This window comes from Phenylobacterium composti DSM 19425, from assembly GCF_059568645.1.
The window spans coordinates 327088-345340 of the sequence record NZ_JCANTT010000011.1 but is presented as its reverse complement, the minus strand read 5'-3'; the positions used below and the strand labels follow the sequence as shown (position 1 = coordinate 345340).

Sequence of the window (18253 nt, the reverse complement as noted above, 5' to 3'; positions counted from 1 at the left end):
ATGGGATGGGAGGCGATGCTGAAGATCTCGACCGGGTCCATCCGGGCCGGGAGAAACTTCAGGTCCGTAGCGCTGTCCGGCGGCTGACCGCCCGCCGGTGCGGAGGAATCCGCGCCCGATCCGCGAGAGGACCGGGCGCGGACAGGTCGTCAGAACTGGAGGGCGCGGGCTTCCTTCACGTGCGGAAGGGCCTGGATCTTCTCCAGCAGGGCCTCGTTCGGCGCCTCGTCGACCCCGACCAGGGCGATGGCGTCCTCACCGGCGTCCACGCGGCCCAGGTTGAAGGTGGCGATGTTCACCCCGGCGTCGCCCAGCAGCGCGCCCAGGGCGCCGATGAAGCCCGGCTTGTCGAGGTTGTTGATGTAGAGCATCCGCGGCGCGAACGGGGCGTCGAGGTCCATGCCCTTCACCTCGATGATGCGCGGGGCGCCGGCCAGCACCGAGCCGGCGAAGGAGCGCTTGCCCTTCTCGGTGGTGACGGTGATGCGCACCAGGCTTTCGTAGATGGGCGAGTTCTCCTGGCGGCTCTCCGAGACGGTGATGCCGCGCTCCTTGGCCACCGCCGGGGCGGAGACCATGTTGATCTCGGCCAGCATCGGCCGCAGCACGCCGGCCAGGGCGGCGGCGCTGAGCGGCTTGGTGTTGAGCTTGGCCACCTCGCCCTCGAAGGCGATGTCCACGGCCTTGATGCCGAAGTCGACCATCTGGCCGGCGAAGGCGCCCAGCTTCTCGGCCAGGGCCACGAAGGGCTTCAGGCGCGGGGCTTCCTCGGCGGTGACCGAGGGGCTGTTCAGGGCGTTGGTGACCGCGCCGGTCAGCAGGTAGTCGCTGATCTGCTCGGCGACCTGCAGGGCGACGTTCTCCTGGGCCTCGTTGGTGGAGGCGCCGAGGTGCGGCGTGGCCACCAGGTTCGGGGCGCCGAACAGCACGTTCTCGCGGGCCGGCTCCTGGCTGAACACGTCGAAGGCCGCGCCGCCGATGTGGCCGCTCTCGAGGCCGGCGCGCAGGGCCGCCTCGTCAACCAGGCCGCCGCGGGCGCAGTTGACGATCAGCACGCCCTTCTTGGTCTTGGCCAGGTTCTCGGCCGACAGGATGTTGCGGGTCTTGTCGGTGAGCGGGGTGTGCAGGGTGATGATGTCGGCCCGAGCCAGCAGGTCGTCCAGCTCGACCTTCTCGACGCCGATCTCCACCGCGCGCTCTTCCGAGAGGAAAGGATCGTAGGCGATGACCTTCATCTTCAGGCCGTTGGCGCGGTCGGCGACGATCGAGCCGATGTTGCCGGCGCCGATGAGGCCGAGGGTCTTGGCGTAGAGCTCGACCCCCATGAAGCGGTTCTTCTCCCACTTGCCGGCCTGGGTGGAGGCGTCGGCGGCGGGGATCTGGCGGGCCACCGCGAACATCATGGCGATGGCGTGCTCGGCGGTGGTGATCGAGTTGCCGAAGGGGGTGTTCATCACCACCACGCCGGCGGCGGTGGCGGCGGGGATGTCGATGTTGTCGACGCCGATGCCGGCCCGGCCGATGACCTTGAGCTTCTTGGCGGCGGCGATGACGTCCTTGTTGGGCTTGGTGTCCGAGCGGACCACAAGGCCGTCGTAGTCGCCGATCACGGCGATCAGCTCTTCCTTCGACAGGCCGGTCTTGATGTCCACGTCGATGCCGCGCTGGCGGAAGATGTCGACGGCGGCGGGGCTCAGGCTGTCAGCGATGAGAACGCGGGGCATGGGTGATGTCCATGGATGGCCTGCGGGCGCAAAGGCGCCCGCAGGGTCGTGTCAGGGAAGGCGCGCGGCTCAGGCCGCGGCGAGTTCGGCGGCGACGGTGGCGAAGGCCCAGTCGAGCCAGGGCGTCAGGGCGTCGAGGTCCGAGGTGTCGACGGTGGCGCCGCACCAGATCCGCAGGCCCGGAGGGGCGTCGCGATAGCCGCCCACGTCGAGGGCCACGCGTTCCTTCTCGAGCACCGAGGCCAGCTTCTTGGCGAAGTCGGCCTGGGCGTCGGCCGGCAGGCTGGTGACGCGGGGATCGACGACCTTCAGGCACACCGAGGTGTTCGACCGGATGGCCGGGTCCTCGGCCAGGAAGTCCACCCAGGCGGTCCGCTCGACCCAGTCGGCCAGAACGGCGAGGTTGGCGTCGGCGCGGCGCTTCATCTCGGCCAGGCCGCCGATGGAGGCCGCCCACTTGAGCGCGTCGATGGCGTCTTCGACCGCCAGCATCGAAGGCGTGTTGATGGTGGCGCCTTCGAACAGGTCGAGGGTGACCTTGCCGTTCTTGGTCATGCGGAAGAGCTTCGGCATCGGCCAGGCCGGGGTGTAGCTCTCCAGCCGGGCGACGGCGCGGGGCGACAGGATCAGGACGCCGTGCGCAGCCTCGCCGCCCAGGGCCTTCTGCCAGGAGAAGGTGACCACATCGAGCTTGGGCCAGTCGAGCGCCTGGGCGAAGGCGGCGCTGGTGGCGTCGCAGATCGTCAGCCCTTCACGGTCGGCGGCGATGAAGTCGGCGTTGGGAACGCGCACGCCCGAGGTGGTGCCGTTCCAGGTGAACACCAGGTCGGCGTCCGGCCGGACCTTGGCGAGGTCAGGCAGCTGGCCGTAGGGCGCGCTCAGCACCTCGGCGTCCAGCTTGAGTTGCTTGGTGACGTCGGTGACCCAGTCCTTGCCGAAGCTCTCGAAGGCGAGCAGCTGCACCGGCCTGGGGCCCAGCAGCGACCACAGGGCCATTTCCACGGCGCCGGTGTCCGACCCGGGCACGATGCCGATCAGATAGTCCTCGGGGACCTCGAGCACCTCGCGGGTGCGGTCGATGGCTTCCTTCAGGCGCGCCTTCCCGATCTTCGACCGGTGCGAACGGCCGAGGACGGCGTTGCTGAGATTTTCGGGGGCCCATCCGGGGCGCTTGGCGCACGGACCGGACGAAAATTCGGGACGAGCCGGGCGCATGGCCGGCTTCGGGAGGGTAGTCACCTGCGATGTCTCCTATCCTTGCAGATAGGCTGCGCCCCGTTGGGAGGGCGTGGCCCGTCGCCCACAAGCCCCCATTCCCTTTCCGACGCAAGCGAAAGTTTTCGCGGCGACGCTTGAGCCTCTCATTCCAACCGGCGAGGCTTCAGGAGCCGCTCCGCGGGGGCGCGTCCGGATTTCCGCGTTCGCGGGATGCGGCGACGGGACGCAGGGCTGCCGCCGACTCGCCCGGCGTGGGATGTGTTCAGGTCCCGGCCGCGCGCCGGCGCCAGGCGATGACGGCGCCGGCGACGACACAGATCACCAGGGCGACGAAGTTGGCATTGTTAACGGCCGCATGAAGGTTGTCGGGCGGCCGGTCGGTGACGAGGTAGTAGGAGCGCAGGGCGAACTGGGCCGCATAGATCAGCATCGCCGCCCCCAGCCAGACCCGCCCCCACTGGATCAGGAGCAGCAGGAAGGCGCCGGCGGTGGCGCCGTCCAGCACCATGTTTGCCGTGTAGGCCACCGGACCCTCGAAAATCTGACCGACCACCAGGGCCAGACCAAGGTTGAGCAGGATGATGAGGGCGCCGACGCGCTCTGGCCGGTCGCCTTTCCACATGCCGAACCCGCAGCCCATGAGAATGAGCACGAGCAGGAGCTGTACGATGGGGGAGGTCGGCATGATCTGGGGCGCCCTAAACCTAATTAGAGCGCCCCGACCAGTTAAAGTATTGCAACCCAGAGGGTCGCAAAGTCCTCCGCTGGGACCTAGCTCGCCCGACGGTTGATCTGGCGCATGGTCACCGGCTCGGCGCCGTCGATGGACTTGTCTTCCAGGCCCATCTTGGTGCGGATGCCGAGACGCAGCTTGGCCTCGTTCAGTTCGTGGTGGACGCCCACCATGGCGGTGCGCGCCTCGCTGAGGGCCTTCATGGCCTCCATCAGCTTCACCTGCACATCATCAGCGAACACCAGCGACGCGTTCACGTCCTTACGGGCCGTGATCATGGTGCTCATCAGGTCGGCGGCTTCGGCGAGGGCGCCGTCCACCGCATGCTCGGTCGCGATCAGCTTATTGGCCACACGCTGGGCGACGAAAACCTTTTCCATCAGCACACCCTCCAATTACCCACGATTGTTAAGGTAAAGGAATGGTTAAGCTTCACGCAATCAGTTCACGGGTTGTTAACCATAATTTTCTCCACCGGGGGCTGTATCGTGGCGCCAAGAACACAGTTCGCCGCCGCCGAGAGCACGTTCCACTCAACAGGCGAGTGCCTACCGCACGTCGAAGCCCGCCTTCCGGCCGATCGGCGGTCAGCGAGGAAGCGAAGCGTTAGGACTATTGCCGTTATCAACCGGCCATGTCCGCGCCGCAGGCCAGCTTCAAAGCGGGCTCCCCTGGCCCGAACCTAGGCCGAGACCGGGGCCCCGACGGGAGGGCGACGCCCTCCATGACCTTCCACGCCCGCGTGGCGCGCGTGGGGGTGATCACCACCGTGGTGGTGCTGGTGGCGGCCTGCCTGACCTTCATGCTGCAGCAGTGGGTGGTGGCCCGGACGCAGTCCCACCGCATTCACAACGGCCTCGCGGCGATCACCGCCCAGATGGCGGCGCCGGTGATGGACGATGAGCCCTACAGCAAGACCTCCCTGTCGGCGGTCAAGGCGAGCCCCGAGGTGGTCTCGGCCCGGCTGGTGGATCCCTCTGGCCGGGAAGTGGCCCGCTACGACCGCGAGACCGCGGCGGCCGGCGACGTCGAGGCTTTCGTCATGCCGGTGATGGTGGACGGAAAACCCATGGGGCGGCTGGTCATGGAGGTGGAGCGGCCCCGCCTCCTGCCCCTGCTGCCGAAGTTCATCGCCCTGACGGCGGTGCTGCTGTTCGGCGGGGTGGGCCTGGCGCTGTTCCTGGCCCGCAGCCTGGCCCGGCGGGTGATCGAGCCCGTGGAAGCCCTGTCCCACGCCATGCGCGAAGTGGCGGCCGGCGGCAGCTTCGCCCCTGTGGAGGTGAAGGCGGGCGACGAGCTGTTCGACAGCCTCACCGAGAGTTTCAACCACCTGCTGGCCAAGCTGGGCGAGCGGGAGGAACAGCTGAAGCGGACCATGCGCGAGCTGGAGACAGCCCGCGACCAGGCCAACGCCGCCAACGTCCTGAAGACCCAGTTCCTGGCCAATATGAGCCACGAGATCCGCACGCCGCTGAACGGGGTGCTCGCCATGGCCGAGGTGATGGCCATGGGCGAGCTGACCGACGTGCAGCGCGAGCGCCTGGACGTAATCCGGCGGTCGGGCGGCCTGCTTCTGGCGGTCCTGAACGACGTGCTCGACCTGTCGAAGATCGAGGCCGGAAAGCTGGCCCTGCTGGACGAAGACTTCGAGCTGGAGCCCGAGCTGGAGCAGGTGCGCGACAACTTCCGGGTCGTCGCCGAGGGCAAGGGCCTGAAGTATTCGGTGGAGGTGGCCGAGGAGGCCCGGGGCTGGTGGCGCGGGGACGCCGACCGCCTGCGGCAGATCATCGGCAACCTGCTGTCCAACGCCGTGAAGTTCACCACCCTGGGCGAGGTGGCCGCGCGGGTGGACGTGACCGAGACGGGCGCCCTGCGGTTCGTGGTGCGGGACACCGGCGTCGGCATCGCCCCCGAGAAGCTGCCCTCGCTGTTCGAGAAGTTCACCCAGGCCGACAATTCGGCCACCCGCCGGTTCGGCGGCACCGGGCTGGGCCTGGCCATCTGCCGGGAGCTGACCCAGATGATGGGCGGCTCGATCAATGTGGAAAGCCGCGAGGGCCACGGCTCGACCTTCACCGTGGAGCTGCCGCTGCAGCGGGGCGCGCCCGCGGCGACCTCGGGCGAAGAGGCTTCGCCGGCGGCCGAGGACGGCGACATCCGCCTCCTGGCGGCCGAGGACAATCCCACCAACCGCCAGGTGCTGGCGGCCGTCCTGGGCTCGCTGGGCCTGGACGTGCACATCGTGCCCGACGGCAAGGAGGCGGTGGAGGCCTGGCGCACCGGCGGCTACGACCTGATCCTGATGGACATCCAGATGCCGGTGATGGACGGCATCACCGCCGCCAAGCAGATCCGCGCCGCCGAGGCGGCCGAGAACCGGCCGCGGACGCCGATCGTGGCCCTGACGGCCAACGCCCTCACCCACCAGGTGGAGGAATATCTGGCTGTGGGCATGGACGCCCACGTGGCCAAGCCCATCGAGATCGCCAAGCTCTACGACGCCATCTCGGACTGCTTGGCCGCGGCCGCGACGGCCGCGCCGAGCGACCGCCGGGCCAGCGGCGGCGCGGCGGCCTAGAACAGCCCGGCCAGATGCGGCCCCACGATGGGGATCGCCATCACCAGGGTGAAGCCGAAAGTCGTCAGGGCGAGGCCGGCGGGGAGAATGTTCATGGGGCAGCTCCGTCTAGCCCCGCCCATGTAGGGGCCCGCCCGCGGCGATGCACTGCGCGATTCCGCAGAGCTGTTCTGCCGTTTCGGAAGCAGCCGCGCCGAAGCGATGCAGCGTCGATCGCGGCGAACCTGACAGCCCGGTAAGCTAGCTGAACCTTGGACAACCGCCCGGCTCAGCTTGGCGTCAGGCTGCGCGTGTTTTCCTCCGAACCATCGAAGGCCGCTCCCCCGCGGCGCCATGGTTCGGAGGACCTGAACATGAAGAAGCTGATCATCGCCCTGGCCGCCGTCGCCACCGTTTCGGCCGCCGCCGCTCCCGCCGCTGCGGCCCCCGGCCCCGGCCCCGCGTGGCAGAGCATCAACCAGCGGCAGGACCGCATCGAGCAGCAGATCGAGCGGGGCGTGCGTCAGGGTCACCTGACCCGCCGGGAAGCCGCCAAGCTGCGCGAGGAGTTCAAGCAGATCGCCCGGCTGGAGGCCCGCTATCGGGTGAACGGCCTGACGACCTGGGAGCGCAACGACCTCGATCGTCGGCTGGCCCGGCTGGAAACCCAGCTGCGCTTCGAGCTGCGGGACCACAAGTACAGCCGCCGCTAGTCGCCAAAGCCTGAACGACCCCCTCCCTGCAGCGCCCCCGGAGCCATCCGGGGGCGTCTTGCTAGGCGTGGAGGGTGGCGCTGATGACGGTCACCGCCCGGCCGCGCAACAGCACCCGCTCGCCCCGGACCTCGCACTCAAGGTCGCCGCCCCGCCCCGGATAGGCCTGGTGATAAGCCAGGCTCGGCCGTGCCAGGCGCTCCGAGAACAGCGGGGCGAGGATGCAGTGGAGCGAGCCGGTGGCCGGGTCCTCGGGGATCCCCGAGCCGGGAGCGAAGAAGCGGCTGACCACCTGATAGGGCCGGCCCGCCTCGGCGAGGGCGGCGACGCCGACATTGCCCCGGCCGCCCGTGGCCTCGGCGCCGATGGCGCCCAGGGCGGGAATGTCCGGCGCAAGGCCGCGGACGGCGGCCTCGTCGTCCAGCACCGCCACGATGTAGCTGGACGCCCACACCTCCCGCGGCTCCAGCCCCAGGGCCGCCGCCAGCCCCGGCGGGGTCTCGATGCGGCGGGGCGGCTGGGCCGGAAAATCCATCTCATAGCCCTCGCCATGGCGGACGACCGTCAGCGGCCCGGACCTGGTGTCGAAGACCAGCCGGTCTGCGGCGACGCCCAGCTCGGCGAACAGGACATGGGCCGAGGCTAGGGTGGCGTGGCCGCACAGCGGCACCTCGAGCGCCGGCGTGAACCAGCGCAGGCCGAAGCGGGCCGGGTCGTGCGTGCGCAGGAGGAAGGCGGTCTCGGCCTGGTTGTTCTCGGCGGCGAGGGCCTGCATCCAGGCGTCGTCCTGCCAGGCGTCGAAGGGCTCCACCACGCAGGCGGGATTGCCCCGGAAGGGCTGGGCGGCGAAGGCGTCTACAGTCCACTGGCGCATGGCGCGCACTTGGCTTTGGGCGCCGGCGCCTCTCAAGAGCCAGTTGCGTCGCGGCGGACCGCGGTTGCGGCGGGCGGGCCTCAGGCGTCCCGCACCTCGATCTCGGGCCATCGGGCCTTGGTCGAGGCGGCGACGCGCGGGAAGTTGCGCGACGCCCGGCCGGGCATCGGCCGCAGCACCCGGTCGAAGAGGTCGTCGAGCCCCAGGGGCGCGAGGATGGTCAGGCGGTCGCCGGCGCCCAGGCGCGCGCCCACGGCGAACATGGGGCTTATGAACCGTCCGAGGGCTTCGGCCGAGCAGGTGAGCGGCGCATAGGGTTCGCCGAACTTGCCTTCGAACCAGACATGGACCCGGGCCTGGTTTCGCACCTCGACCATGTCCCGCAGCGGCGGCGAAAAGGCCGCGGCGACCCGCCGGATCACCACGTCCTCGGCCTCATAGGAGATGTCGGAGGCGTCGAAGTAGCCGACGTCGTAGTCCTTGATCCCGTAGTCGAGGTCCCGGCCGCCCAGGTGGTTGAGCACCCGTTGGTAGATGGCCCCCGAAAAGATCAGCCAGTCGGGCAGGTCGAGGTCGCGGATCGTCCGCATCACCTGCATCAGCGGCGCGGAGCGCCGGAGGATGGCCTCCAGCTCCGCCGCGCGGTTCACGCCCGCCCCCGGAGCGGCCAGGCGTGGTCCAGAGGCCCGTGGCCGGCGCCCAGGCCCGGGGCGCGCAGCATGGCCTCCTGCACATAGGCCCATGCACGGGCGACCGCCTCGGTGAGCGGCAGGCCCTGGGCCAGGCCAGCGGCGCAGGCCGAGGCCAGGGTGCAGCCGGTGCCGTGGGTGTGGCGGGTGTGGATGCGGTCGGTCTCGAAGACCGTCTCGCCGCCGGACGTGATCAGGAGGTCGATCACCCGCTCGCCCGGCACATGGCCGCCCTTCATCAGCACCGCCCGGGCGCCGAGGGCGAGCAGCGCCTCCCCGGCCCGGCGCAGGTCGTCGGTGGAGGCGCAGGGAAGGCCGGTGAGGGCCTCGGCCTCGGGGGCGTTGGGGGTCAGCAGGGCGGCTTGCGGAACGAGGCGCTCGCGCACGGCGGCCACGGCTTCGGCGGCCAGCAGGGCCGCGCCGCCCTTGGCGATCATCACCGGGTCGACCACGGCCGGGATCTGCGACTCGGCGATCAGGCGGGCGGCAAGGTCCACCGTGGCGGCGTCGCCCAGCATGCCGGTCTTGATGGCGTCGGCGCCGATGTCGTCCAGCACCACCCGGGCCTGGGCCTCGACGATCTCCAGCGGCGCGACGTGGACCCCGGTGACGCCGAGGGTGTTCTGGACGGTGAGCGCCGTGATGGCGGTGGCCGCATAGCCGCCGAGGGCGGTGACGGTCTTGATGTCGGCCTGGATGCCGGCGCCGCCGCCGCTGTCGGACCCTGCGATGATGAGCACGCGGCCCAGGGATTGAGACTGCATGGCGCCTGCTTAGCCCGCCGCCGCTATGGCCTGCCAGACCCGAAGCGCCTGGACGTGCTCGCGCACGTCGTGAACCCGGACGGCGGCGACGCCGGCGGCGGCCCCGGCCAGGGCGGCGGCGATGGAGCCGCCCAGCCGGGCGTTGGCGGCCGCGCCCTCGTCCAGGGCGCCGATGAAGCTCTTGCGGCTCGCTCCCAGCAGAACCGGAAAGCCCAGGGCGACGATGCGGCCCAGGCCGGCCAGCAGGGGCAGGTTGTGACGGATCATGTGCTTGCCGAAACCGACGCCCGGATCGAGCCAGATGCGCTCGCGCGCCACGCCCGCGGCCATGGCGGCCTCGGCCCGGGCGGCGAGGAAGTCGGCCACCTCGGCGACCACGTCATCGTAGCGCGGCTCCTGCTGCATGGTGCCGGGCTCGCCCTGCATGTGCATCAGCACCACCTCGCAGCCCAGTTCGGCGGCGGCCCGCAGGCTGCCGGGCCCGCGCAGGGCCGCCACGTCGTTCCAGATCGTGGCCCCGGCGGCGACGGCGGCCCGGGCCACCTCGGCCTTCATGGTGTCCACCGAGATCGGCGCGGCGGTCTGCGCCCTCAGGGCCCGGATGAGGGGGACGACCCGGGCGATCTCCTCGTCCGCCGCCACCGGCGCCGCGCCGGGCCGGGTGGACTCGCCGCCCACGTCGAGGATGTCGGCGCCGGCGTCGAGCATGGCCAGGGCGCGGGCGACCCCCGCCTCCACGTCCGGCAGGCCGCCGCCGTCCGAGAAGCTGTCCGGGGTCATGTTGAGGATCCCCATCACACGGACAGGGCGGAGCGCGGCGGGCTGTGCGGGTTCGGCGGCGGGCATCGGTCCTGTGATAGCAGGCGCGCCGCCGGTCCGTGAGGGCCCGTCTGGGGCCAAAGAAAAAGGCGGCCCCGAGAGACCGCCTTGAGACTTGCCGGAGCTTACGCCGGTTCGGCGCTGGGCCGGGGCGAGATGGGCACCGCCACCGCCGGACCGGTGGGCCGCTTGGCCTCGGCCTCGTCGCGCTTGGGCGGGATGCCCTTCAGCGCATTGACGATCTCCTCGCCGGTGAGGGTCTCGTACTCGAGCAGGGCCTTGGCCAGGGTGTGCAGCTCGTCGAGCTTCTCGGTGAGGATGCGACGGGCCTCGCTCTCCCCGGCCTCGACCAGGCGGCGGACTTCCTCGTCGATGATCTTGGCGGTCTCTTCCGAGACGTTCTGGTTGCGGGCCACCGAATGACCCAGGAAGACCTCTTCCTGGTTCTCGCCGTACTCGACGGCGCCCAGGCGCTCGGAGAAGCCCCACTTGGTGACCATGGCCCGGGCGAGCTTGGTCGCCTGGCTGATGTCGGACGAGGCGCCCGAGGTGATCTTGTCCTTGCCGAAGATCAGCTCCTCGGCCACGCGGCCCCCAAACAGGATGGCCAGGCGGGACATCATCTGCTCGTAGGACATGGAGAACTTGTCCCGCTCGGGCAGCTGCATCACCATGCCCAGGGCCCGGCCGCGGGGAATGATCGTGGCCTTGTGCACCGGATCGGTGGCCGGGACGTTCAACGCCACCAGGGCATGGCCGCCCTCGTGATAGGCGGTGAGCTTCTTCTCGTCCTCGGTCATGACCATGGACCGCCGCTCGGCGCCCATCATGACCTTGTCCTTGGCGTCCTCGAAGTCGCGCATGGTGACCATGCGGCGGTTCTTGCGGGCGGCCATGAGGGCGGCCTCGTTGACCAGGTTGGCCAGGTCGGCCCCCGAGAAGCCGGGGGTGCCGCGGGCGATGGTCTTCACGTCCACGTCGGCGGCCAGGGGCACGTTCTTCATGTGGACGCGCAGGATGCGCTCCCGGCCGTTGATGTCCGGGTTCGGCACCACGACCTGGCGGTCGAAGCGGCCGGGACGCAGCAGGGCCGGGTCCAGGACGTCCGGACGGTTGGTGGCGGCGATCAGGATGATCCCCTCGTTCGCCTCGAAGCCGTCCATCTCCACCAGCAGCTGGTTCAGGGTCTGCTCGCGCTCGTCATTGCCGCCGCCGAGGCCCGCGCCCCGGTGCCGGCCCACGGCGTCGATTTCGTCGATGAAGATGATGCAGGGCGCGTTCTTCTTGGCCTGTTCGAACATGTCGCGCACGCGGCTCGCGCCCACGCCCACGAACATCTCCACGAAATCCGACCCCGAGATGGTGAAGAACGGCACCCCGGCCTCGCCGGCCACGGCGCGGGCGATCAGGGTCTTACCCGTACCGGGCGGGCCGATCAGCAGGGCGCCCTTCGGAATCTTGCCGCCCAGGCGCTGGAACTTCTGCGGGTCCTTCAGGAAGTCGACGACCTCCTGCAGTTCCTCCTTGGCCTCGTCGACGCCGGCCACGTCGTCGAAGGTGACGCGGTTCTTGTTCTCGGTGAGCAGGCGGGCCTTGGACTTGCCGAAGCCCATGGCCCCGCGCGCGCCCCCCTGCATCTGGCGCATGAAGAAGATCCACACCCCGATCAGGAGCAGGATCGGCAGCATGTTGAGCAGCAGGCTCATGAAGGTGATGCCGCCGGCCGGCTTCACGGCGATGTCGGCGCCCTGGGCCTCCAGCCGCTTCACCAGGTCTTCCTGGTCGGCGGGGGTGATGGTGGTGAAGGTCTTGCCGGACTTGTCGGTGATCTCGACGGCGGCCCCGCGGATGACGGCCTTGGCCACGTCGCCGCTGTTCACCTTGGCGAGGGTCTGGGAATAGCTGAGCTCGCCCGCGCCGGTCGCGCTGCGGCCGCCGCCCGTCATCATGCTGTAGAGGCCGATCAGGACGACGACGATGACGCCCCAGATCACGAAATTGCGCAGGTTCATCCGTTCAAGACCGCTTTCGAGGTTCTCTCAGGCCTAAAGATAGGCGTCCGACCCTTGTTCCACCAGCGAGGCCGCAGCGAGCGCGACGGACCGCCGCGGAAAGCTGCGCCATCATGCAGCCAGATATGCGAAAGGCCGCGCCCGGGCGGCGCGGCCTTCCTAAAGACCGTCAGGGTCGAAGTCGGGCTCAGCGTCCGGACTTCTTCGGCGCCACGATCAGGCCTTCGCGCTGGGCGCGCTTGCGGGCCAGCTTGCGGGCCCGGCGCACGGCTTCCGCCTTCTGGCGGGCGCGCTTTTCGGAGGGCTTTTCGTAGTGAACGTGCCGCTTCATCTCGCGGAACGAACCCTCGCGCTGCATCTTCTTCTTCAGCGCCTTCAGGGCTTGGTCGACGTTGTTGTCGCGGACGAAAATCTGAACCAGAGGTCTCTCTCCTGTATCGCTCCACCGCCCGCCCCGTCCCGGTCAAGAGCGGCGAGCAAAACAAAAACTTCAGCCCGACAGGCGAGGCCTTCGGGTTTGAGCGCGGCGAGATAGCAGAAGCGCAGGCTTGAGTCCACGCCGAGACGACGCTTTCGCAAGACGTTAGGATAATACCCATGACCGAAGCGCAGGCCTGGGCCGAGACCACCGAACAAAAACTCCTCGACGAGGCGCTTAGACTCGCGCCCGCCCACGGCTGGACTCAGCGGATGGTCAGGCAGGCCGGCCGCAACCTCGGCCTCTCGGAGGGCGAAACCGGGCTGCTGGTCCCGCATGGCCCGGCCGACCTGGCCGCCCTGCTCTCGCGCCGGCACGACCAGCGGGCCCTGGCCCTTCTCGCCGAGGTTGATCCGGCGGGCCTGAAGATCCGCGAGCGTATCCGGCGGGCCTGCGAGGCGCGGCTGGACGCGGCGGCCGCCGACGAGCCGGCCCTGCGCCGCTGGCTGGGCTGGCTCAGCCTGCCGCAAAACCTACACCTGGGCGGGCGGCTGGCCTGGGAAAGCGCCGATGTCCTGTGGCGCTGGGCGGGAGACACGGCCACCGACGAGAACCACTATTCCAAGCGGGCGATCCTGGCCGGCATCCTCACCGGCGCCTTCGCCATCCGCCTCTCCTCGGGACGCGGCGCGGCCCTGGAGTTCGTGGATCGCCGCATCGAGAACGTCATGGCCTTCGAGAAGTGGAAGGCCACCGGCGGCTTCCGCCCCGGCGACTGGCTGACCACGGCCGCCGCCGCCCTCGGCCGCATGCGCTACGGCCGCGCCCCGCAGCCCTGAGCCGGCCGAAGCCGCCTCGCGGTCGCCTTAGAGCGGCCTGACCTTGTTGACGTGGCCCATCTTGCGGCCGGGCTTGGCCTGCCGCTTGCCGTAGAGGTGGATGCGGGTCTCGGCCTCGGCCGCGAACTTCGGCCAGCCGTCCACCTCGTCGCCCAGAAGGTTCAGCATCTCCACCCGGGCGATGGCGGCCGTGGGGCCCAGCGGCCAGCCGGCGACGGCGCGGATGTGCTGCTCGAACTGGTCCACCGCGCAGCCGTCCTGGGTCCAGTGGCCGGTGTTGTGCACCCGCGGCGCGATCTCGTTCACCAGCAGGCGGCCGTCCTTCAGCTCGAAGAGCTCGATGCCGATGACGCCCACATAGTCGAGGCCGTTGAGGATACGCCGGGCGATGGTCTCTGCCTGTTCGGCGACCGCCGCGGGCGCCTCGGCCGGCGCCAGGCTGCGGCGCAGGATGCCGTGCTCGTGGTGGTTCTCGGCCAGGGGATAGACGGCGGTGGAGCCGTCCCGGCCGCGGGCGGCGATCACCGACAGCTCGCGCACGAAGTCGGCGGGCGCCTCGACGATCACCGGCACGCCGCCCAGCTCGGCGAAGACGCGGGCCGCATCGGCGGCGTGCTCCACCCAGCGCTGGCCCTTGCCGTCATAGCCCTCGCGGCGGGTTTTCATCAGGACCGGCGCGCCGAGCCTGGCCACGGCCTCCACCGCCCCCTCGGGCGTGTCTGCGGGGGCGAAGGCGACGGTGGGCGCCCCATGGGCGTTGAGGAAGGTCTTCTCCTCGAAGCGGTCCTGGGCGACGGCCAGGGCGCGGGGGCCGGGCGCCACTTCGGCGCCCAGGCTCGTCAGCCGCTCCACCGAGGCCGCAGGCACGTTCTCGAACTCGTAGGTCACCACGTCGGCCACCTCGGCCAGGCGGGCGAGGGCGTCCGGGTCGTCATAGGCGCCCTCCACCACCCGGGCGGAGACCCGGCCGGCGGGCGCATCCTGCTCGCGCTCCAGGATCGCCACGTCGAAGCCCAGGCGGGCGGCGGCCTGGGCCAGCATGCGGCCAAGCTGCCCGCCGCCGAGGATGCCGATCACCGAACCCGGCGGGAGCGGAAAGGCAGACATGGAGATACTCAGTCCTCGACGGTTTCGGCGACGCTCTCGGTCTGCCGCGCGGCGAAGGCCGCCACGCGCTCGGCCACGCCCGCGTCGGAGAGCGCGAGGATCCTGGCCGCCAGGATGCCGGCGTTCTTGGCCCCGGCCTCGCCGATAGCGAGGGTGCCGACCGGGATGCCGCCGGGCATCTGGACGATGGAGAGCAGGGAATCCATGCCCTTCAGGGCCTTGGACTCGATGGGCACGCCCAGGACCGGCAGGTCGGTGAGCGAGGCGGTCATGCCCGGCAGGTGGGCCGCCCCGCCCGCGCCGGCGATGATCACCTGCACTCCGCGCGCCTTGGCGGTCTTGGCGAAGTCGTACATGCGGTCGGGCGTGCGGTGGGCCGAGACCACCTTGGCCTCATAGGCGACGCCGAGGCTGTCGAGCATCTCGGCGGCGTGTTTCATCACCGGCCAATCGGACCGACTGCCCATGATGATGGCGACGGGCGCGGCGGTAGCGCTCATGTCGTGTTCGGTCCTGATAGCCCCTTCCGGAAGGGCGCGGAGTATAGGCGCCGCCTTTGCGTGAGCAACCGAGCAGGGCTAGTTTCGTTCGAATCAACCGCCAGCCATTGATTCTCCTCGGAGAATCGCCCCTCGGGACCCGCCATGAAGATCGCCGGCGCGCGTAACGAAGCCGTCTCCCGGGTCCGCCGCGCGGCCGAGGCCGAGCTGCGCGCCCGGCTGGTGCCGCCGCCCGCCAGCGCCGAACGCCGCCCGCTCCAGGGGCTGACCGAGGCCGAACTGCAGAGCCTGCTGGCCGAACTCGACGACCTGCGCGAGGAGGTGAGCCAGCTGAAGGCCCGCCTGGCCGAGGCCCGGGGCCTGGCCGACCGCGACGCGCTGACCCCGCTGTTCAACCGCCGGGCCTTCCTGCGCGAGCTGCAACGGGCCGTGGCCTTCGCCCGGCGCTACGACGCGCCCACGAGCCTGGTGTTCTTCGACCTCGACGGCTTCAAGCAGGTGAACGACCGCTTCGGCCACGCGGCCGGCGACGCCGCCCTGCAGACGGTGGCCGAGCGCCTCGCCGGCAATGTGCGCGAAAGCGACGTTGTGGGCCGTCTGGGCGGCGACGAGTTCGGGGTGATCCTCATCCAGGCCGACCAGGCCGCCGCCGAGGCCAAGGCCCGGGCCCTGGCCCAGGCCATCGAGGGCGAGCCGCTGCAGGTGGGCGACTGGGCCGCGCCGCTGCGCGTCAGCTATGGCGCGCGCCAGCTCACGGCGGGCATGACGCCCGAGACCCTGCTCGCCGAGGCCGATGCCGCCATGTACGCCCACAAGCGGGCGCGGCGTCAGGCGATGATGTCGGGGGTCAGGTAGCTCTCGACCCGGGCGATCTCGTCCTTGAGGGCGAGCTTCTTGCGCTTCAGCCGGCCGATCAGCAGGAGGTCGGGCATGGGCGTCAGCGACAGGGCCTGGATGGCGGCGTCGAGGTCGGCATGATCCTGCTGCAGCTCCGTCAGGCGCGCGAGCAGGGCGTCTTCCGAGAAGGTCGAGTAGTCGATCATGGGGCGGCGGCGATCCTACTCCAGGGCGGCGGCGAGAACAGCCAGGGCCTCTCGCGGCGGCGGATTTTCCGGCGACCAGGCGCCGGCGGCGGCGGCGAGAGCCTCAAGAGCAGGCGCCTTTTCGGCGCAGGGCCCCAGGGCCGCCAGGGTCTCCAGGAGGACGCGCTCGGCCCGCAGCTCGACCGCCTTCACCTCCTCGCGCAGGCCCTCGCGGTCGGCGTCGGCCACGGGCGGATGGACGGCCTTGAGGGCGCGGCGGACAGCCCGCAGGGGCGATATGGCCTTGGCGTCCCACGCCCGGGCCACCTCGGCGGCCCGGCCGACGAATTCGGGATCGCGGGCGCCCGCCCACGCGGCCCAGAGCAGCAGGGGCACGTTCTGACCATGCGCATCCTGAAGACGCAGGCAGGCCTCGGCGACGCCGGGCCGGCCATAGGTGCGCAGCGACCAGGACCAGATGTCCACGCTCAGGCGTCGCCGGCGATGGGCCCGACGTCCTCGCCCCAGCGGCGAACCGGACGCCAGGAGAGGCCGAAGAGGTCGAGGGCGCGGCCGACGGACTGGTCGACCATGTCCTCCAGGCTGGCGGGCCGGGCGTAGAAGGCGGGCATCGGCGGGGCGATCACGGCGCCCATCTCCGCCAGGCGGACCATGGTGCGCAGGTGGCCCAGGTGGAGCGGGCTTTCGCGCACCATCAGGACCAGGGGCCGCCGCTCCTTCAGCGTCACGTCCGCGGCGCGGGTGAGCAGGGTCGAGGTCACCCCGGTGGCGATCTCGCTCATGGTGCGCACCGAACAGGGTGCCACGATCATGCCCAGGGTGCGGAACGAGCCCGAGGCGATGGCTGCGCCCACGTCCGCGACCTTGTGCACCACGTCGGCCCGCGCCTGGACCTCGGCCAGGGACAGGCCGGTCTCCTGGGTGATCGTCAGGGCCGCCGAGCGGCTGACCACCAGGTGGCTTTCCACGGCCAGGTCGCGGCAGGCGTCCAGCACCCGCAGGCCATAGATGGCGCCCGAGGCGCCGGACACTCCGACGACCAGGCGGTCCGGGGCGCCCGCGCGATGATCTGGCGACTGGTCGGATGTCGGCATGCGGAGGGTCCCCAACGCCTATGGCCGCGGCGCAGCTTCAGGCCCCGCCTTGCAAACATATGTGATCTGACAGGCCGTGAAAGCGGGTGTTCACTCTCCTGCCGTCCATTAGCGAGGAGGCTCTCCAGCCATGGCGTTAGATGCCCGTATCCGTGAACTCGGATCGCGTCACAAGTCTCTCGAACAGGCCATTCAAGACGAGTTGCGCAGGCCTTACGCCGACGAGCTTCGGCTCCAGGAACTCAAGCGACAGAAGCTCAGGCTGAAGGAGCAGATCGAGTCCTTGCAGGCTCAGCTCCACTGATCCCCTGGTCCTCGCCGCAAGGCGAGGGCTTCCGCGGCGACCGGGCGGGGAAGCCTTCCTCGCCCGGCGCTGGCGGCGTCGCCCTTCCGTCAGACCGGAAGGGCGGAATTCGAGGCTAGTCCTCGTCGCCGTCCGTCTCGTCGGTGAACACGCTCTCGGCGGTATGAACGCTGAGGTCGGCTTCCTCTTCCTCGGCGACAACGCCCGTCTCGGACGCCGGCCGCAGGGTCGGGCCGTCGGGATCGACGTCGCCGCGGCGGGCCGCTTCCTTGGCGCGCTTCTCGGCCGCCTTGCGGACCACGGCGTCCAGCTCGAGCTGGGTGGCCAGGCCCAGGGTCACCGGATCCACGGGCTTGATGTTGGCGCTGTTCCAGTGGGTGCGGTTGCGCACCTGGTCGATGGTGGCCTTGGTGGTGCCCAGCAGACGGGCGATCTGGCTGTCCGGCACTTCCGGGTGGTTGCGCAGGAACCAGGCGATGGCGTCCGGGCGATCCTGACGGCGCGACACCGGGGTGTAGCGCGGCGCCTTCTTCACCGGCTTCAGCAGCTCGGCATGGCGGCTCTTCTGGGGCGCCATACGGTAGTTTTCGTTCTTCTCGGCCTTGTCGAGCTCGGCCCGGCTCAGCTGGCCGTTGGCGATCGGGTCGGCGCCGCGGATGTCGCGCGCCACCTCGCCGTCGGCGATACCCTTCACCTCCAGCGGGTGCAGGCCGCAGAAATCGGCGATCTGGTCGAAGGTCAGCGACGTGTTGTCCACCAGCCAGACGGCGGTCGCCTTGGGCATCAGGATTTGGGTCATATTCGGCGTTCCGAAACGAAGGCGCCCGGCCTTTCGGCCGGGCGGT

At 70.3% G+C, this 18253-nt stretch carries 21 protein-coding genes; 5 read left to right on the top strand and 16 right to left on the bottom strand.

The genetic code is table 11. The annotated features are described in order from the left end of the window. Positions 1-149: 149 nt before the first annotated feature. From serA to BO64_RS04645, 4 genes are all read right to left on the bottom strand, one after another. A complete protein-coding gene (gene serA / locus BO64_RS04660; protein WP_496402108.1) occupies positions 150-1724 on the bottom strand; it encodes a phosphoglycerate dehydrogenase in 1575 nt (524 codons plus the stop codon). Positions 1725-1793: 69 nt separating this feature from the next. After that, positions 1794-2939, bottom strand: coding sequence for a phosphoserine transaminase (locus tag BO64_RS04655; RefSeq protein WP_496402454.1), 1146 nt, complete (start codon positions 2937-2939; stop codon positions 1794-1796). A gap of 265 nt (positions 2940-3204) precedes the next feature. Then, entirely contained in the window at positions 3205-3627 is a 423-nt protein-coding gene (locus tag BO64_RS04650; protein ID WP_496402107.1) for a hypothetical protein, read from the bottom strand. Positions 3628-3713: 86 nt separating this feature from the next. After that, the gene (locus BO64_RS04645; RefSeq protein WP_496402106.1) at positions 3714-4055 is read right to left on the bottom strand and encodes a hypothetical protein; all 342 of its coding nucleotides are present in this window, start codon (positions 4053-4055) and stop codon (positions 3714-3716) included. 344 nt (positions 4056-4399) lie between these two features. Here BO64_RS04645 and BO64_RS04640 point away from each other — a divergent pair, with 344 nt between their 5' ends. Both BO64_RS04640 and BO64_RS04635 read left to right on the top strand, forming a co-directional pair. Then, complete coding sequence (locus BO64_RS04640) at positions 4400-6253, top strand: ATP-binding protein (protein WP_496402105.1); 1854 nt, start codon at positions 4400-4402, stop codon at positions 6251-6253. Between the two features lie 353 nt (positions 6254-6606). Continuing rightward, positions 6607-6945: a hypothetical protein gene (locus BO64_RS04635; RefSeq protein ID WP_496402104.1), complete on the top strand. Its 339-nt coding sequence runs from the start codon at positions 6607-6609 to the stop codon at positions 6943-6945. A 61-nt stretch (positions 6946-7006) separates the two neighbouring features. Here the strand turns inward: BO64_RS04635 and BO64_RS04630 are convergent, their stop codons facing one another. The 6 genes from BO64_RS04630 to rpsU form a co-directional block, all read right to left on the bottom strand. Then, on the bottom strand, positions 7007-7819 hold the full coding sequence (locus tag BO64_RS04630; protein WP_496402103.1) for a PhzF family phenazine biosynthesis protein: 813 nt from the start codon (positions 7817-7819) through the stop codon (positions 7007-7009). 80 nt (positions 7820-7899) lie between these two features. Continuing rightward, positions 7900-8469: a nucleotidyltransferase family protein gene (locus BO64_RS04625; protein ID WP_496402102.1), complete on the bottom strand. Its 570-nt coding sequence runs from the start codon at positions 8467-8469 to the stop codon at positions 7900-7902. Continuing rightward, positions 8466-9272: a bifunctional hydroxymethylpyrimidine kinase/phosphomethylpyrimidine kinase gene (gene thiD, locus BO64_RS04620; protein WP_496402101.1), complete on the bottom strand. Its 807-nt coding sequence runs from the start codon at positions 9270-9272 to the stop codon at positions 8466-8468. Before thiD ends, BO64_RS04625 begins: the two co-directional genes overlap by 4 nt. A gap of 9 nt (positions 9273-9281) precedes the next feature. Continuing rightward, positions 9282-10118, bottom strand: a complete 837-nt coding sequence (folP, locus tag BO64_RS04615; RefSeq protein WP_496402100.1) for a dihydropteroate synthase — start codon at positions 10116-10118, stop codon at positions 9282-9284. 98 nt (positions 10119-10216) lie between these two features. Next, positions 10217-12103 (bottom strand): ATP-dependent zinc metalloprotease FtsH, encoded by a 1887-nt coding sequence (gene ftsH, locus BO64_RS04610; RefSeq protein ID WP_496402099.1) that lies wholly within the window; start codon positions 12101-12103, stop codon positions 10217-10219. Positions 12104-12290: 187 nt separating this feature from the next. After that, positions 12291-12524, bottom strand: a complete 234-nt coding sequence (gene rpsU / locus BO64_RS04605) for a 30S ribosomal protein S21 (protein WP_496402453.1) — start codon at positions 12522-12524, stop codon at positions 12291-12293. A 176-nt stretch (positions 12525-12700) separates the two neighbouring features. Between rpsU and BO64_RS04600 the strand changes: the two genes are divergently transcribed. Further along, on the top strand, positions 12701-13360 hold the full coding sequence (locus tag BO64_RS04600; protein WP_496402098.1) for a COQ9 family protein: 660 nt from the start codon (positions 12701-12703) through the stop codon (positions 13358-13360). A gap of 27 nt (positions 13361-13387) precedes the next feature. Here the strand turns inward: BO64_RS04600 and BO64_RS04595 are convergent, their stop codons facing one another. Beyond that, the gene (locus BO64_RS04595; protein ID WP_496402097.1) at positions 13388-14467 is read right to left on the bottom strand and encodes a 5-(carboxyamino)imidazole ribonucleotide synthase; all 1080 of its coding nucleotides are present in this window, start codon (positions 14465-14467) and stop codon (positions 13388-13390) included. Between the two features lie 8 nt (positions 14468-14475). Next, positions 14476-14967, bottom strand: a complete 492-nt coding sequence (gene purE, locus BO64_RS04590; RefSeq protein WP_496402096.1) for a 5-(carboxyamino)imidazole ribonucleotide mutase — start codon at positions 14965-14967, stop codon at positions 14476-14478. Positions 14968-15111: 144 nt separating this feature from the next. Here purE and BO64_RS04585 point away from each other — a divergent pair, with 144 nt between their 5' ends. After that, positions 15112-15822, top strand: a complete 711-nt coding sequence (locus BO64_RS04585) for a GGDEF domain-containing protein (RefSeq protein WP_496402095.1) — start codon at positions 15112-15114, stop codon at positions 15820-15822. Here BO64_RS04585 and BO64_RS04580 read toward each other — a convergent pair. Genes BO64_RS04580 through BO64_RS04570 form a run of 3 tightly spaced genes read right to left on the bottom strand, consistent with a single transcriptional unit; the run spans position 15795 to position 17104 of the window. Beyond that, positions 15795-16010 carry a YdcH family protein gene (locus tag BO64_RS04580; protein ID WP_496402094.1) on the bottom strand — a complete coding sequence of 72 codons (216 nt, stop codon included), beginning with the start codon at positions 16008-16010 and terminating at the stop codon, positions 15795-15797. The genes BO64_RS04585 and BO64_RS04580 overlap by 28 nt on opposite strands. A gap of 15 nt (positions 16011-16025) precedes the next feature. Continuing rightward, a complete protein-coding gene (locus tag BO64_RS04575) occupies positions 16026-16475 on the bottom strand; it encodes a TIGR02444 family protein (protein WP_496402093.1) in 450 nt (149 codons plus the stop codon). 2 nt (positions 16476-16477) lie between these two features. Further along, complete coding sequence (locus tag BO64_RS04570) at positions 16478-17104, bottom strand: UbiX family flavin prenyltransferase (RefSeq protein WP_496402092.1); 627 nt, start codon at positions 17102-17104, stop codon at positions 16478-16480. 130 nt (positions 17105-17234) lie between these two features. Here BO64_RS04570 and BO64_RS04565 point away from each other — a divergent pair, with 130 nt between their 5' ends. After that, entirely contained in the window at positions 17235-17408 is a 174-nt protein-coding gene (locus tag BO64_RS04565) for a YdcH family protein (RefSeq protein ID WP_496402091.1), read from the top strand. 115 nt (positions 17409-17523) lie between these two features. On the opposite strand, the gene BO64_RS04560 is transcribed toward BO64_RS04565, so the two are convergent. After that, positions 17524-18207: a DUF1013 domain-containing protein gene (locus BO64_RS04560; RefSeq protein WP_496402090.1), complete on the bottom strand. Its 684-nt coding sequence runs from the start codon at positions 18205-18207 to the stop codon at positions 17524-17526. Positions 18208-18253: the final 46 nt, after the last annotated feature.